The organism is Shinella sp. HY16 (genome assembly GCF_028534175.1).
Lineage (GTDB): Bacteria > Pseudomonadota > Alphaproteobacteria > Rhizobiales > Rhizobiaceae > Shinella.
Map to the genome: position 1 here is coordinate 1,432,378 of NZ_JAHYXL010000001.1, position 13,836 is coordinate 1,446,213.

A 13,836-nucleotide genomic window follows, 5' to 3' on the forward strand; every position below is an offset into this window, starting at 1 on the left:
GCTTCCGCCGTTTTCGTTTGGAGCTGCCTCAGCCGGTGATCGCGTTGATCGTGAGGTAGAAGAGGGCGGAGATCGCGGCGGCCGAAGGCAGTGTGACGATCCAGGCGATGACGATGTTGCCGGCAATGCCCCAGCGCACCGCGGTGACGCGGCGGGCGGCGCCGACACCGATGATCGCGCCGGTGATCGTGTGTGTCGTCGAGACCGGGATGCCGAGCCAGGTGGCGGCGAAAAGGGTGATCGCGCCACCGGTTTCCGCGCAGAAACCCTGCATCGGGTTGAGGCGGGTGATCTTGGAGCCCATCGTGTGCACGATGCGCCAGCCGCCCATCAGCGTGCCGAGCGCCATGGCGGCCTGGCAGGTGATGACCACCCAGAAAGGCACATGGAACTCGCTGCCGAGATACCCCTGCGAGAAGAGCAGCACGGCGATGATGCCCATGGTCTTCTGCGCGTCGTTGCCGCCGTGGCCGAGCGAATAGAGCGAGGCCGAGATGAACTGCATGACGCGGAAGGTACGGTCGACGGCGAACGGCGTCTGGCGCACGAAGAGCCAGGAGACCGCGAGCACGAGGATGAGGGCGAGGAGGAAGCCGATGGCGGGCGACAGGAAGATGGCGCTCGCCGTCTTGATGAGGCCGCTCCACACGACGGCGTCGAAGCCGGTCTTGGCAAGACCCGCGCCCACCAGGCCCCCGATGAGGGCGTGCGAGGAGGAGGAGGGGATGCCGAAGATCCAGGTGACGACGTTCCAGATGATCGCGCCCATCAGCGCCGCGAAGATGACGAGCGGGCTGACGATGCCGGGATCGATGATGCCCTTGCCCAGCGTTTCGGCGACATGCAAGCCGAAGAACAGGAAGGCGATGAAGTTGAAGAAGGCCGCCCACATGACGGCATATTGCGGACGCAGCACGCGCGTCGAGACGATCGTGGCGATGGAATTCGCCGCATCGTGCAGGCCGTTCAGGAAGTCGAACAGCAGCGCGATGCCGACGAGGCCGACGAGCAGCGGGAAGGCGAGGGTGGCGTCCATCAGACGTTCTCGATCACGATACCGCTGATTTCATTGGCGACGTCCTCGAAGCGGTCGACGACCTTTTCGAGCTCGCCGTAGATCTCGCTGCCGATGATATAGGCCATCGGATCGGTCTTGCCGTATTGCTTGAAGAGGTCTTTCAGCCCCTGGTCGTGCAACTCGTCCGAGCGGCCCTCGACGCGGGTGACTTCCTCGGCGATCGCGCTGAGGCGGCCGGCATGCACGCCCACCTTGTCGAGCAGCGGAATGGCCTCGGCGACGAGATGGGCAGCCTTGACGACGGCTTCGCCCATTTCCTGCATGCCGGGCTGGAAGCTCGTCTGCTCGTAGAGGCGGATGGTCTTGACCGTCTTGTGCATCATGTCGATGGCATCGTCCATCGACTGGATCAGGTCCTTGATGTCGCCGCGGTCGAACGGCGTGATGAAGCTGCGGCGCACGGCAAGAAGCACTTCGCGCGTGATGTCGTCGGCCTTGTCTTCCAGTTCGACGATGCGGTTGCAGTGTTTTTCCATGTCCGGCCCGCCGGCAAGGAGCAACTGGAGGGCTTCGGCAGCGCCGACGACGGTGCGGGAATGCTGCTCGAAGAGGTCGAAGAAACGGTCCTCGCGCGGCATGAGTTTGCGAAACAGCGAAAGCATGGGTGCCCCTTACGTGGCTGGGGTTGTCATGCCGCTGTCATAATTGACCGCCAACCCGCTGGAAAGCGCGGATTCCGGCTTGTCACAATTCTCTGCGTGCCTGTGGAAAAGTCGGTCAGGGAACGATCTTGAACGGCTGCTCGCTGATCGCCACGGCACCGCTTGCAGCATCGCGGAAGCGATAGCGCAGCACATAGTCGCCCACCGGCGGGCCGCTGAGATTGAGCGTCAGCTTGGCGAAGACCTCCTGGTTGCGCACGCTGCCCTTGAAGTCGAAGGAGCCGAAGGCCTTCTGCTCGGCAAGCACCGTACCCTTCGGGTCGAGCAGCTCCAGGTCGACGGTGAAGTGCGATTCGAGCAGGCCCCCGTCGGCCGGCCGCCAGGTGAGGCCGACCGGCTCGACATAGGAGATCAGCGCCTCGCCGACCTTGAAGCTCGTCTCCGGCCGAACAGCATACATGCCGTAGCCTTCCGGGGCGGCCGAAACGAAGACGGCTTTGCCGATCGAGAAGGGCAGCGTGGCGGCAAAGGCGCCGAAGGCATCGCGGATCGTATTGTGCGCACCGACCGTGTCGCCGGCAGCCGCCTGCTCCTCGGCCTTCCTGGCCGCATCCGCAAGGGGGCCGGCAAGGGCGAGCGTGGGCGCGAGCGCGGCGACAAAGGTCATGCGCAACAGGGACTTCGACACGAACATTCCGTCTTCCTCCGGGCGGTTGGCGGCAGGATGCGAAGAAGCATGGCAACAGTCAAGAACGCCGCGCGGCTCGTCCGCAATCAGCTCTTCCAGAAGAGCGGGGTGAGGATGACCAGCACGGTCAGGATTTCGAGGCGGCCGAGCAGCATCAGCAGGGAGAGCACGTAGAGCGCCGCATCATGGAACCCGGCGAAGGTGCCGGCCGGCCCGATCGCCTGCGTCACCCCCGGACCGACATTCGACAGCGAGGTCGCGGCCGCCGAGATCGCCGTCAGCACGTCGTAGCCCATCAGGGCGAGCAGGATCGCGCCGACGGCCGAGATCGCGACATAGGTGATGAAGAACAGGAAGACGCTGCGCTGGAAATCGGCATCGACGGTCATCGATCCGTAGCGCACGGCGTGGATGCCATTCGGATAGATCAGGCGGTAGAGGCCGGTGCGGATGAAGTTGAAGAGGATGATCAGACGGTAGGCCTTCAGCCCCCCGGAGGTCGAGCCCGAACAGCCGCCCATGAAGGTGGCGACGAAGGCGAGCGCCACGATGAAATGGCCCCATTGCGTATAGTCGTCGCTCGAAAAGCCTGTCGTCGACAGGATGGAGGCAACGGTGAAGAAGGAATGGGCGAGCGCCTCGTGGAAACTGACACCGTTTTCGAGCCGCTGGAACACGCTCGCCGCAATGGAGAAGAGCACGAGATAGCCAAGGAAGACGCGGATCTGCGGGTCGCGCCATGCATCGAGCCGCCCGCGCACGACGAAGAGGATCAAAACGGAGAAGGGCAGGCTGGACAGCGTCATGAAGAAGGTGGCGGCCCACAGCAGTGGCAGGCTCTTGTAGTAACCGAAGGAGGCGTCATGCGTCGAAAGCCCGCCGGTCGCCACCGTCGACATGGCATGGTTCAGTGCATCGAACCGGTTCATGCCGAGTGCGGCATAGACGACGGCACAGAGCAGGGTGATGCCGACATAGAGGGCGAGGAAGGCGCGGGTGTAGCTTGCGATTCGGGCGAAGGGCTTGTCCGCCGTATCCGAGGATTCCAGCTTGAAGAAGGACATGCCGCCGACGCGCAGATAGGGCATGATGAAGAGGCCGAGCGCCAGGATGCCGACGCCGCCGAGCCAGTGCAGCAGCGAGCGCCACATCAGAACGCCCGGCGGCGCGTTGTCGAGGCCGGTAATGACGGTGGAGCCGGTCGTGCTGATCGCCGAGACCGATTCGAAGAAGGCCTGCGCGAAGGTGAGGTTCAGCGAGGAGAGCCAGAGCGGAATGGCGCCGATGATGCTGCCGGACAGCCAGAGCATGTTGACGACGAGAAAGCCCATGCGCTTGTTGAAGGGCGGCGGGCCGGACCGGGTGGCCGCGGCCGTTGCCAGCGACAGGCCGCCGGTCATGAAGGCGGAGAGGAAGAACACCTCCGAATCGGGATGGCCGTAATAGACGTCGATGAAGGCCGGGATCAGCATCGCGACGGAAAGATAGATCCCGCTGATTGCTGCGATATTGATGGCTGATCGGAAGATGGTGGCGTTCAAGTTCTGGTCTCGAAGAGGCCATGCTGGCCAGGGCGGGTGGTAACCGTCGCGTCGATATGCCATAGCCTTTGCATCGTCCAAACTCAAGGATGGCGCCCCGGCGCGGCGCCATTCCGGTTCGGACAGGTTCTGTCGCGCGGCTCTCGCGGCCGCGGGGCATCGGAAAGGTTTGAAGAATGATCGGCTTTGCCTGCCTCTGTCCTTTTCCGAAGGCAAGAAACGCAGTTTTTTGAACCCAATCTATCGAACACGGACCAGAGCATGACACCCGACGTCGACACGGCCATGGAGGCCCTGCGCGGCCTCTTTCCCGAAACGCCGCTTCAACTGAACGAACATCTCTCCGCCCGCTACGGTGCGGACATCTATCTCAAGCGCGAAGACCTTTCGCCGGTGCGCTCCTACAAGATCCGCGGGGCCTTCAACTTCTTCCGCAAGGTGCTCGCCGATGCTTCCGGTGCGCGCAGCTTCGTCTGCGCCTCGGCCGGCAACCACGCGCAGGGCTTTGCCTTCGTCTGCCGCCATTTCGGCGTGCCGGGCGTGGTTTTCATGCCGGTGACGACGCCGCAGCAGAAGATCGACAAGACGCGCATGTTTGGCGGCGACTTCGTCACGATCAAGCTCGTCGGCGACTTCTTCGACCAGTGCTACACGGCGGCCCGCGCGCATGCCGAGGCGACCGGCGCGCTGATGGTGCCGCCGTTCGACCATGCCGACATCATCGAGGGACAGGCGACGGTCGCGGCGGAATTCGTCGCCCAGCTGCCGGACGGCAAGCTTCCGGACCTCGTCGTGTTGCCGGTCGGCGGCGGCGGTCTCGCCTCCGGCATAACGGGTTACCTTGACGGCCGGATTGGCCCGTCGAGTTTCATCTTCTGCGAGCCGGCGGGTGCGCCGAGCCTCCGGCGCAGCCTTGAAAGCGGCGCGGTGGTGACGCTCGACCAGGTCGACAACTTTGTCGACGGTGCCGCGGTCGGCCAGATCGGGGCGCTGAATTTCGCTGCGCTGAGCTGCTTCTCTGCCGACCAGGTGATGCTGCTGTCGGAAAATGCGATCTGCGTGACGATGATCGACATGCTGAATGTCGAGGGCGTGGTGCTGGAGCCGGCCGGTGCGCTGTCGCTGACGGCGCTCGATGCGCTCGGCCGCGAGGCGCTGGAAGGCAAGACGGTCGTTGCCGTGGTTTCCGGCGGCAATTTCGATTTCGAGCGCCTGCCCGATGTCAAGGAGCGCGCGATGCGGCATGCGGGACTGAAGAAGTATTTCATCCTGCGCCTTGCCCAGCGTCCCGGCGCGCTGCGCGACGTCCTCAACCTGCTCGGCCCGGACGACGACATCGCCCGCTTCGAATATCTCAAGAAATCCGCCCGCAACTTCGGCTCGATCCTCATCGGCATCGAGACCAAGGCGCCGGAGAATTTCGCTGCCTTGAAAAAGGCCTTCGACGGGGCGGGCCTGCGCTACCAGGACATCACGGAAAACGAGATCCTGGCCAATCTCGTTATCTAGGTCGCGTTGCCTGCTGCCCGCGCCCGTCTTCCATCAAGAGGACGTCGCGGCGGCGGGTGATGCTATCCACAGCTCTCCCCTTGGAGCGCGCCGCGGCCTGTGTTAGCAATCGGCCATGGCATCGTTCTTTTCAAAACTCTTCGGTCGCGGCGGCGACTCGGCAACTCCCGCGAAAATCGCGGAGGAAACCGAGGCTTACAACGACCTCACCCTCATTGCGGCTCCCATTCCGGAAGGCGGGCAGTATCGGCTGGCCGGCCGGATCGAGAAGCGGGACGGCGACCGGGTCCTGACCCGCAGCTTCATCCGCGCCGATCTCTTCTCCTCGCGGGACGATACGGTCGCCTCGACCTTCCGCAAGGCGAAGCAGATCGCCGACCAGCATGGCGCCTCGCTCTTCGGCGACGGCATCGACAGCCGGCAGGTCTGAGGACCCAGGCGGATTTTTCGTCCGCCCCTGTGAAAAGTCGTACACAATTGCACGAAGGCGCTGGAGAACCGGCGCGATTGCCTGTATCCGCGGGAAAACAACTTGTTGCGACTCTCTCGGTGCGGTTAGCTGCCGGGCAGTCGAAGATGCTGCGGACAGCCCATGGGTATTGAAAACCTGATTCTGCTTCTCATCGAGGCCGGGTTCTATTTCGTCTTCATGGTGGGCCTTCTGCACCTGCGCCATCAGTTGGGCATCGGCGTGTTCATCGCCGCGCTCGGCGTCATGCACTTCCTGGAAACCTATCTGGCCGCGGTCTTCTACATCGAATTGCCCTTCGGCGTCATTTCGCCGGGCTCCTCGGTGCTGTTTTCCGGCAAGCTGATGATGATTCTCCTTCTTTATGTGAAGGAGGATGCGGCGGTGGTGCGCGCGCCGATCTACGGCCTGCTCGCCGGCAATTTCCTGACGGTCGGCCTCAGTTTCTTCCTGCGCCATCACCAGACTATCGGCGTGGTGCCGGGCCGCATCGCCGACCTTGCCTTCATCGACGAGATGGGCTGGCTGATGCTGTGGGGCACGACGCTGCTCTATCTCGATTCTTTGGCGATCATCCTGCTCTACGAGCGGCTCGGGCGGGTCTTCAAGAAGAACACGGCCCTGCGCTTCTTCGTCTCCGGCATCGTGGTGCTCACCTTCGACCAGATCGGCTTCTTCGCCGCGCTGCATTTCCTCAACGGCGCGCCAACCGAGGTGTTCTGGGGCGGCTGGATTGCCAAGATGCTGGCGGCGAGCGCCTATGCGGTGCTGATCACCGTGTACCTGCACTATTCGCGCATTTCCGCCATTCCCGTTTCACCGCGTCCGATCTCGGACATCTTTGCCGATCTCACCTTCCGAGAGCGCTACGAGGACCTGCTCGACCGTTCCGGCCGCGACGCGCTGACCGGCGTCTACGACCGCAGCCGCCTGGAGTTCGAGGCGCCGCGCATGCTGTCGGCCATGTTGGCCGAGGGAAAGCCGATGGCACTGATGATCATCGACGCCGACCATTTCAAGGACGTCAACGATCGCTTCGGGCACCTTGCCGGCGACGGCGTTTTGAAGGATATCGCCGCCAGCCTGCAGCGGGCCCTGCGCACCAGCGACCGGCTGTTTCGTTTCGGCGGCGAGGAATTCGTGGTCATCTGCGAGGACATTTCCCCGGCGGTCGGCACCGAGCGGGCGCAGATGTTGCGCCAGGCCGTCGAGGCCGAAATCCGCCGGCCGGACGGCGTGCCGGTGACGGTCAGCATCGGCATCGCCAACAGCTACAGCGACGGCACGACGCTGAATGCGCTGCTCTCTGCTGCCGATGCCCGGCTCTATGCCGCCAAGAACGGCGGGCGCAACCGCGTCATCTCCAGCGAAAGCGTCTAGCGGTTTTGCATCCGGAACCGCGTGAAACCGGAACGACCTAGACCCCGACATTCGGCCGATCGATGATCTCGCGCAGGGCGAAGCTCGAATTGATCTTCACCACATGGGGAAAGGCCGACAGCCAGTCGCGGTGGATGCGCTCGTAGTCCTCTAGGTCCTTTGCGGCGACGCGCAGGATATAGTCGTATTCACCCGACATCAGGTAGCAGACCAGCACGTTGGGACAGAGTTTGACCGCCGCCTCGAATTCCGCGAGCGTCTTGGCGAACTGGCCGGACAGCGAGATGTGCACGATGGCGATCATCTTGTAGTCCAGCGCCTTTGGCGAAATGCGGGCGTGGTAGCCGGTGACGGTGCCGGATTTTTCGAGGATGTCGAGGCGGCGTGAACAGGCCGAGGGCGACAGGCCGACACGCTCGGCAAGCTCGGCATTGGAGATTCGCCCGTTCTGCTGGAGAGCCTTGAGGATCGCAGCATCGATTGCATCCAAGTGCGCCATTCGAATTTCCTTCGAAAATTCTGCTAATATCAGGAGAATATTCGACGTGTAGCCGTTTCGCAAACCGGCTTTGCAAGGACATTGCGTGCGTCCTCTGCTTCCATGGTGATCCCCGCCGGGAGCGGCGGCAATGAAAACGGGAACACACTGGGAAAGGAACGCGCATGCGTGTCGGTTGTCCGAAGGAAATCAAGAATCATGAATATCGGGTGGGTCTGACGCCCGGTGCTGTGCGCGAATATGTGGCCCACGGCCACGAGGTTCTCGTCGAGACCAAGGCCGGCGCCGGCATCGGCGCAGACGATGACGCCTATCGCGCCGCCGGCGCGAAGATTGCCGCCACCGCCGCCGATATCTTCCAGAAGTGCGACATGGTGGTGAAGGTCAAGGAACCGCAGCCCGCCGAATGGGCGCAGCTCCGCGACGGACAGATTCTCTATACCTACCTGCATCTTGCGCCCGATCCGGACCAGACCAAGGGCCTTCTCGCCTCCGGCGTCACCGCCATCGCCTATGAGACGGTGACGGACGAGCGCGGTGGTCTGCCCCTCCTTGCGCCGATGTCCGAGGTCGCCGGCCGCCTGTCCATCCAGGCGGGTGCCACGGCGCTGCAGAAGGCCAATGGCGGCCGCGGTATCCTGCTCGGCGGCGTGCCCGGCGTGCTGCCGGCCAAGGTCACGATCATCGGCGGCGGCGTCGTCGGCCTGCACGCGGCGAAGATGGCCGCGGGCCTCGGCGCGGATGTTTCGATCCTTGACCGCTCGATCCCGCGCCTGCGCCAGCTCGACGATCTCTTCGGCGGGCGCATTCACACCCGCTATTCGACCATCGACGCGCTGGAGGAGGAGGTCTTCTCCGCCGATCTCGTCATCGGCGCGGTCTTGATTCCTGGTGCCGCGGCCCCGAAACTCGTCACCCGCGAAATGCTCTCGGGCATGAAGAAGGGAGCGGTCATCGTCGATGTCGCCATCGATCAGGGCGGCTGCTTCGAGACCTCGCACGCGACGACCCATTCCGACCCGACCTACGAGGTCGACGGCGTGGTGCACTACTGCGTCGCCAACATGCCGGGCGCCGTGCCGGTCACCTCCGCCCATGCCCTGAACAACGCAACGCTGCACTACGGCCTGCAGCTTGCCGACAAGGGCCTGAAGGCGATTGCCGAGGATCGGCACCTCCGCGCCGGTCTCAACGTGCACAAGGGCCGCGTGACGAACCGCCCGGTCGCCGATGCGCTCGGCTACGAGGCCTATGCGCCCGAAGCGGTGCTCAACGTCGCCTGATCGGGGTCACGGCACGGATAAAGGAGGCCCGGAGCGATCCGGGCCTTTTTCATGCCCGCTCGACGCGGCACTGGTAGCAGTTGTTGCGGGCCGAGCGGATATGCAGATAGGCGACGTCCTGCCGGGCGAGCAGCACTGCGGCATAGGCCGGGATGTCGGATGTCGGCACCACGGCGCCGGTGCCATAGAGGATGCGGTCTTCCGCCGAATAGCCGCGCACGATGTAGTCGCGGCTGGTCAGCATTGGCGGCGGGCTTTGTGAGGGTTGATGGGCCGGACAGGGCTCGGCGTGGAGGAAGATCGGTCCGGTTTCCGCATAGGGCTGCATGGCCGGGAAGGGGCGGTGCGCCAGGATGAGATAGGGCTCCCCGGCGCCGACCAGCCGCAGGCAATGGCGGCAGGGCACGCCGGTACCGTCGGAAACATGCCGTTCCGGCTCAAGGCCGTAGGCATCCTTGCCGCCGGTCCAATAGGCGGCGGCGGTTTCGGTCTGCATGGGCAGGAAGCGGATGGACATGGCACAGGGCTCCGGTTGACGTGCCGGTAGCCTCCCGTTTTTGCCGCGATCGCGACACCCGTTTCCTGCGGCTCAGCCCGGTTTGCGGAAGAGTTTGTCGCAATGTTCCAGGAGATGCACGGGGTCGATCGCCGGCTCGGCGAGGCAGAGGCCGACCATGGTCCGGGCGATATGCAGATAATAGGCCTCGTTCTCCCGGGCAGAGGCGATGTTCTTGGCGATTGCTGTCCGCCGATCCTTCACCCGCTTGCGCATCAACGACGGCAGCACGCGTTCGCCTACCGCCAGCAGGCGATCACGGATGGTGAGGTGTCGAATGCGCCTCTGTCGCGCGGCAAGCAGTCGCGTCGCTGCGGCAAAGACGAAATCGGGCCCATGGCGCCGCCAGATATCGGCAAGGGCCGCGGGGCAGGCCGCGAGGTAACCCTCAAGCAGGCTCCGCCGCTGCGCGCCCTGGCGACAGAAGGGGCGCATTAGCGTGGCGGCAAGCTCGATGCCCGACACGTCATAGGTCATCAGCTCGTAATCGATGAGGCCGATCGCGTGGTCGTCCTGCTCGATGATGTTGCTGCCGTAGAGATCGCCGTGGGTCAGCTGGTTTGCGGGCAGGCGGCGCATGCGGGCAAGGCTTTCCTCGATCCAGCGCCGCTCCTCGGGTGTATGCGCCGCGCCGGCGAAGGAAAGATAGGCCTCGTGCGGCAGGACGGGCTGCCGCCGTTCGAAGAGCGCGCCCGAAGCGGCGCCTTCGATCGCGTTCAGCTTCGCCAGCGTTCCACCGAGCGCGGCGAGGGCCTTCGGATGGGCTTTCCGCGACAGCGGCGTGCCCGGCAGGAAGGAGAGCGCCAGCCAGTGGCCGCCGGCCCGCAGGGCCTCGCGCCGCGAGCCGGTGCCGGCACAGACATGCTGGGCGGAAATGCCCGACTGCTGAAGCTTGCGCACCGCCGCCTCGAAGCGGTCCTTCGTCGATTTGCGCAGGAAGAAATGCAGCACATAGGTTTGCTGCTCGAACTCTACGATGCGTTTCTGGATGCTGAGGCGCCGCTTGGTGTGCAGGACGCGCACCCGCTTGCCGAGCAAATCGCGAAGGTCGGGCGTGCGGCTGTCCATGCGAGCGAGAAGTTCCGTTTGTCTGCCGATCGATCCGTCCAGCGGATCGATCGCTCCCGGAATTGCGCGTGACAGTCATATGGCACAGCTGTGACAGCGTTTCCAGCGGCGAATTGGTCCGGACCAGTTGCCCGGAAGGCGATCACCACGGTGTCCGGACGGCCGGTCCGCGGTGATTTTCATGTGCTTCCAGCGGTCTTCAGCGCACGAACTCGTCGATGCGGCGCAGCGTCACACGCCGGTTGCGCCATTCCTCGTTCAGCGTCTGGACGAGCAGGTAATCCTCGCCGTAACCGACTGTTTCGAGCGCACGGGAGGGAATGCCGAACTCCTGCACGAGCACCCATTTCAGCGATTCGGCGCGACGCTCCGACAGGATCTGGTTGGAAGCGGCCGACCCGACGGCGTCCGTATGGCCCTCGATCAGGAAAACGGCGCGGCGGCGGCGGTTCAGCAACTGCTCCATGGCGCGGGCGATCTGGCGCACCTTGCGGTATTCCGAGCGCGGGATATCCGCGGAACCGAAGGCGAAGTTGATCGACTGGATGTTGATCGACGGTGCCGCGCTGCGCAGGTCCGGCCGGCGCTTGAGTTCACGCACCGTCACCCGTTCCTCTTCGCGCAGGCGGCGTGCCGGCGCCGCGTCGAGCCGGCGCAGGATGATTTCCGAGGACGGGGTTTCCTGTGCGACGGCGAGGCCTGAAAAGGCGGGAACGGCGAGGGCGGTGGCGAACGCGGTCAGAAAGGCGCGGCGTTGCATGGCGGTGTTTCCTTGCTCGGTTGATCGTCTGTTGGCTGGAAAGTGCCACAGGCGATCTGAAGCGGACCTGAACCGCCTGTTAGGTTCCGTTCAGAGTGATTAACGCACCTCGCCGGGCAAAAGACAGTCGCGCTTGGCAAGCGCAAGCAGCTCGGCGTCCGACAACGGCACGAGGTCGGTGTCCCGCGTGCCGACCGGCGAGAAGCCGAACATCTGGTAGAGCTGCAACGCGCGCGGATGATCGAGATTGTTGGTATCGACCGTGACGCGCGTCGGGCCGGGCGCCCAGGCGGCATAGAGCGTCTGCAGCAGGAACCACTTGCCGATGCCAAGACCGAGCGCCCGCTCGAACAGGCCGAAATGCGACAGTTCCACCACCGTGTCGTCCACCTGCAGAAGCTCGAAGAAGCCGGCCGGCGCACCGTTCACATAGAGCACCGTGACGCTGTTGCGCTTGTCGTGCAGCGTCGCGGCAAGCGTTTCGTCGTCCATGCGCAACCGGTCGACCCAGTGCCACCGTCCGCCGACCTGCCGATAGAGGAAGCGGTAGAAGGCGAGCGGGATGTCGGGCGCGCTGAGGATGGCAGTGTGCACGTTGACCGGCACCGGCAGGCTCTGCTTCGGCGGCGCGGTCATTTCCAGCGTGGTGACATGCACCGCGATCGGCGCGGGCCGGGACTTTTTTGCCATCAGTCTTTCCCCGTCACCACGGGCGTGTCGTCCCGGCCGCCCCATTCGGACCAGGAGCCGTCATAGAGCGTGTTGTTCTCATGGCCGAGCGAATGCAGGGCCAGCGTGATGATGGCGGCGGTGATGCCCGAACCGCAGGTCGTGACGACCGGCCTGGAAAGGTCGATGCCGGCTTCCTCGAAATGCCGACGCAGACTGGCGAGATCCTTGAACCGGCCACCCTCGGAAAAGGTGCCCGACGGCATGCTTTTTGCGCCCGGCATGTGGCCGGCGCGCATGCCGGCGCGCGGCTCGGCTTCCTCGCCGGTGAAGCGGCCGGCGCCGCGCGCGTCGGCGATCTGCCTGGCGCCGGTCGTGACGATCCCGCGCATCTCCTCGAAGGAGGTGACGGCATAGGGATTGAAATTGGTGTGGAAGACGGCTGGTGCCGGTTCGGGCAGGTCGGTCTCAAGCGGCCGGCCCTCCTTCTTCCAGCCGTCAAGCCCGCCGTCGAGAACGAAGACGTTCTTTGCGCCCATGGTGCGGAGCAGCCACCAGACGCGCGGTGCGGTGAAGATGCCGGGGCCGTCATAGACGACGATGGTGTCCGTATCGGAAATGCCGAGCTTGCCGACTTCGGCGGCGAAAAGTTCCGGCGAGGGCACGGTGTGCGGCAGCGTGCCCGAATGATCGGCGATCACGTCCTGGTCGAAGAACACGGCGCCGGGAATGTGGCCTGCCGCATACTCGGCCGCGCCGTTGCGGTTCTGCGCGGGAAGATACCAGGCGGCATCGACGATGCGGAACTGCGGCGCGCCGAGCTGCTTTTCCACGAAGTCCGCCGAGACGACGAACCGGCTCTTGTCGTTGGACATGGTCTTCTCCCTGTCAGGCTGGCAGTGCCCGGCAGGTGTACTCTGCGTGATGGGCACTGCAATAAATTGAATATGCTGGAAAATATCCTAGATCGATTTTGCCGCGGAGCCTATCCCGTCAGGCCTCCGGCGCCCCGAACCGGATGCGGAACCGGCGGTTCTCCTTGCCCTTCTTCTCGACCTTGGCGATGTGGATGGCACCCACTTCCTGGGTTTCGGAGACATGGGTGCCGCCGCAGGGCTGGCTGTCGATGGCGGAGTTCTCGCCGATGCACACGAGGCTGACCCGGCCAAGGCCCATCGGCGGGCGTACATTCTTCGATTTCACGATGCCGGGATTGGCGGCAAGCTCCGCATCGGTGATCCACTGCACGAAGATTGGATGGTTCTCCGCAACGAGCGCCATCAACCGGGCCGTCACCTCGTCCTTGTCGATCGTCTCCGTCATGTCGAAATCGACGCGGCTGTCGTCCTCGCCGACCGCCGCGCCGGTGATCGGATAGGGGCAGACGACGGAGAGCAGGTGGCAGGCCGTGTGCATGCGCATCAGCTTGTAGCGGCGCGCCCAGTCGATATGGGCGACAACAGTCTCGCCGACGATCGGCAGCGCCTCGCCCTCCAGCGGCCGGTGGAGGATGATGTCCTTGGTTGCGCCGGTCACCGCCGGACCGAGCGCGATGCGGCTGCCGTCGGCGCGCTCCAGGAAACCGCTGTCGCCGGGCTGGCCGCCCGACGTCGCGTAGAAACAGGTCTGGTCGAGCTCGATGCCGCCGTCCTGGTGCACCGCCGTCACCACCGCCTCGTTCGTCGAAAGATAGAAATCGTCGCGGAAGAGGGCAGTGGTGGTGAGGGACATGAG

The 13,836-nt window shown here is 64.4% G+C and carries 15 protein-coding genes; 4 read left to right on the forward strand and 11 right to left on the reverse strand.

The window, feature by feature from the left end; translation table 11 throughout:
* Window positions 1-28: 28 nt before the first annotated feature.
* From K0P03_RS07130 to K0P03_RS07145, 4 genes are all read right to left on the reverse strand, one after another.
* Entirely contained in the window at window positions 29-1,036 is a 1,008-nt protein-coding gene (locus K0P03_RS07130) for an inorganic phosphate transporter (RefSeq protein WP_130519972.1), read from the reverse strand.
* The gene (locus tag K0P03_RS07135) at window positions 1,036-1,680 is read right to left on the reverse strand and encodes a DUF47 domain-containing protein (RefSeq protein WP_023516133.1); all 645 of its coding nucleotides are present in this window, start codon (window positions 1,678-1,680) and stop codon (window positions 1,036-1,038) included. The genes K0P03_RS07130 and K0P03_RS07135 overlap by 1 nt, the downstream gene beginning before the upstream one ends.
* A 115-nt stretch (window positions 1,681-1,795) precedes the next feature.
* Window positions 1,796-2,374, reverse strand: a complete 579-nt coding sequence (locus tag K0P03_RS07140) for a hypothetical protein (protein ID WP_272789217.1) — start codon at window positions 2,372-2,374, stop codon at window positions 1,796-1,798.
* Between the two features lie 80 nt (window positions 2,375-2,454).
* Window positions 2,455-3,909, reverse strand: coding sequence for a TrkH family potassium uptake protein (locus K0P03_RS07145; RefSeq protein ID WP_023516135.1), 1,455 nt, complete (start codon window positions 3,907-3,909; stop codon window positions 2,455-2,457).
* Window positions 3,910-4,170: 261 nt separating this feature from the next.
* Here K0P03_RS07145 and ilvA point away from each other — a divergent pair, with 261 nt between their 5' ends.
* The 3 genes from ilvA (at window position 4,171) to K0P03_RS07160 (ending at window position 7,267) form a co-directional block, all read left to right on the forward strand.
* Window positions 4,171-5,418, forward strand: coding sequence for a threonine ammonia-lyase (gene ilvA, locus K0P03_RS07150; protein ID WP_272789218.1), 1,248 nt, complete (start codon window positions 4,171-4,173; stop codon window positions 5,416-5,418).
* Window positions 5,419-5,533: 115 nt separating this feature from the next.
* Window positions 5,534-5,848 (forward strand): HlyU family transcriptional regulator, encoded by a 315-nt coding sequence (locus K0P03_RS07155; RefSeq protein ID WP_272789219.1) that lies wholly within the window; start codon window positions 5,534-5,536, stop codon window positions 5,846-5,848.
* A gap of 162 nt (window positions 5,849-6,010) precedes the next feature.
* Window positions 6,011-7,267 (forward strand): GGDEF domain-containing protein, encoded by a 1,257-nt coding sequence (locus tag K0P03_RS07160; RefSeq protein WP_023516138.1) that lies wholly within the window; start codon window positions 6,011-6,013, stop codon window positions 7,265-7,267.
* Window positions 7,268-7,304: 37 nt separating this feature from the next.
* Here the strand turns inward: K0P03_RS07160 and K0P03_RS07165 are convergent, their stop codons facing one another.
* Window positions 7,305-7,766: an Lrp/AsnC family transcriptional regulator gene (locus tag K0P03_RS07165; protein ID WP_023516139.1), complete on the reverse strand. Its 462-nt coding sequence runs from the start codon at window positions 7,764-7,766 to the stop codon at window positions 7,305-7,307.
* Between the two features lie 164 nt (window positions 7,767-7,930).
* On the opposite strand from K0P03_RS07165, the gene ald reads away from it, so the two are divergent.
* Entirely contained in the window at window positions 7,931-9,049 is a 1,119-nt protein-coding gene (gene ald / locus K0P03_RS07170; protein WP_272789220.1) for an alanine dehydrogenase, read from the forward strand.
* A gap of 49 nt (window positions 9,050-9,098) precedes the next feature.
* On the opposite strand, the gene K0P03_RS07175 is transcribed toward ald, so the two are convergent.
* The 6 genes from K0P03_RS07175 to K0P03_RS07200 all read right to left on the reverse strand — a co-directional run bounded on the left by K0P03_RS07175 (window position 9,099) and on the right by K0P03_RS07200 (window position 13,833).
* Entirely contained in the window at window positions 9,099-9,566 is a 468-nt protein-coding gene (locus tag K0P03_RS07175) for a DUF1203 domain-containing protein (protein ID WP_272789221.1), read from the reverse strand.
* A 72-nt stretch (window positions 9,567-9,638) separates the two neighbouring features.
* Window positions 9,639-10,673, reverse strand: a complete 1,035-nt coding sequence (locus tag K0P03_RS07180; RefSeq protein ID WP_272789222.1) for a phosphotransferase enzyme family protein — start codon at window positions 10,671-10,673, stop codon at window positions 9,639-9,641.
* Between the two features lie 199 nt (window positions 10,674-10,872).
* The gene (locus tag K0P03_RS07185) at window positions 10,873-11,433 is read right to left on the reverse strand and encodes an OmpA family protein (protein ID WP_023514342.1); all 561 of its coding nucleotides are present in this window, start codon (window positions 11,431-11,433) and stop codon (window positions 10,873-10,875) included.
* Between the two features lie 99 nt (window positions 11,434-11,532).
* Window positions 11,533-12,123 (reverse strand): GNAT family N-acetyltransferase, encoded by a 591-nt coding sequence (locus K0P03_RS07190; RefSeq protein ID WP_050743098.1) that lies wholly within the window; start codon window positions 12,121-12,123, stop codon window positions 11,533-11,535.
* Window positions 12,123-12,977 (reverse strand): 3-mercaptopyruvate sulfurtransferase, encoded by an 855-nt coding sequence (gene sseA, locus K0P03_RS07195; RefSeq protein ID WP_272789223.1) that lies wholly within the window; start codon window positions 12,975-12,977, stop codon window positions 12,123-12,125. Before sseA ends, K0P03_RS07190 begins: the two co-directional genes overlap by 1 nt.
* A gap of 118 nt (window positions 12,978-13,095) precedes the next feature.
* On the reverse strand, window positions 13,096-13,833 hold the full coding sequence (locus tag K0P03_RS07200; RefSeq protein ID WP_272789224.1) for an alanyl-tRNA editing protein: 738 nt from the start codon (window positions 13,831-13,833) through the stop codon (window positions 13,096-13,098).
* Window positions 13,834-13,836 lie beyond the last annotated feature (3 nt).

Bases quoted from the DNA above. Each gene is read 5' to 3' on its own strand.
- K0P03_RS07130 (WP_130519972.1), bottom strand. From the start codon at position 1,036: ATGGACGCCACCCTCGCCTTCCCGCTGCTCGTCGGCCTCGTCGGCATC.
- K0P03_RS07135 (WP_023516133.1), bottom strand. From the start codon at position 1,680: ATGCTTTCGCTGTTTCGCAAACTCATGCCGCGCGAGGACCGTTTCTTC.
- K0P03_RS07140 (WP_272789217.1), bottom strand. From the start codon at position 2,374: ATGTTCGTGTCGAAGTCCCTGTTGCGCATGACCTTTGTCGCCGCGCTC.
- ilvA (WP_272789218.1), top strand. From the start codon at position 4,171: ATGACACCCGACGTCGACACGGCCATGGAGGCCCTGCGCGGCCTCTTT.
- K0P03_RS07155 (WP_272789219.1), top strand. From the start codon at position 5,534: ATGGCATCGTTCTTTTCAAAACTCTTCGGTCGCGGCGGCGACTCGGCA.
- K0P03_RS07160 (WP_023516138.1), top strand. From the start codon at position 6,011: ATGGGTATTGAAAACCTGATTCTGCTTCTCATCGAGGCCGGGTTCTAT.
- K0P03_RS07165 (WP_023516139.1), bottom strand. From the start codon at position 7,766: ATGGCGCACTTGGATGCAATCGATGCTGCGATCCTCAAGGCTCTCCAG.
- ald (WP_272789220.1), top strand. From the start codon at position 7,931: ATGCGTGTCGGTTGTCCGAAGGAAATCAAGAATCATGAATATCGGGTG.
- K0P03_RS07175 (WP_272789221.1), bottom strand. From the start codon at position 9,566: ATGTCCATCCGCTTCCTGCCCATGCAGACCGAAACCGCCGCCGCCTAT.
- K0P03_RS07180 (WP_272789222.1), bottom strand. From the start codon at position 10,673: ATGGACAGCCGCACGCCCGACCTTCGCGATTTGCTCGGCAAGCGGGTG.
- K0P03_RS07185 (WP_023514342.1), bottom strand. From the start codon at position 11,433: ATGCAACGCCGCGCCTTTCTGACCGCGTTCGCCACCGCCCTCGCCGTT.
- K0P03_RS07190 (WP_050743098.1), bottom strand. From the start codon at position 12,123: ATGGCAAAAAAGTCCCGGCCCGCGCCGATCGCGGTGCATGTCACCACG.
- sseA (WP_272789223.1), bottom strand. From the start codon at position 12,977: ATGTCCAACGACAAGAGCCGGTTCGTCGTCTCGGCGGACTTCGTGGAA.
- K0P03_RS07200 (WP_272789224.1), bottom strand. From the start codon at position 13,833: ATGTCCCTCACCACCACTGCCCTCTTCCGCGACGATTTCTATCTTTCG.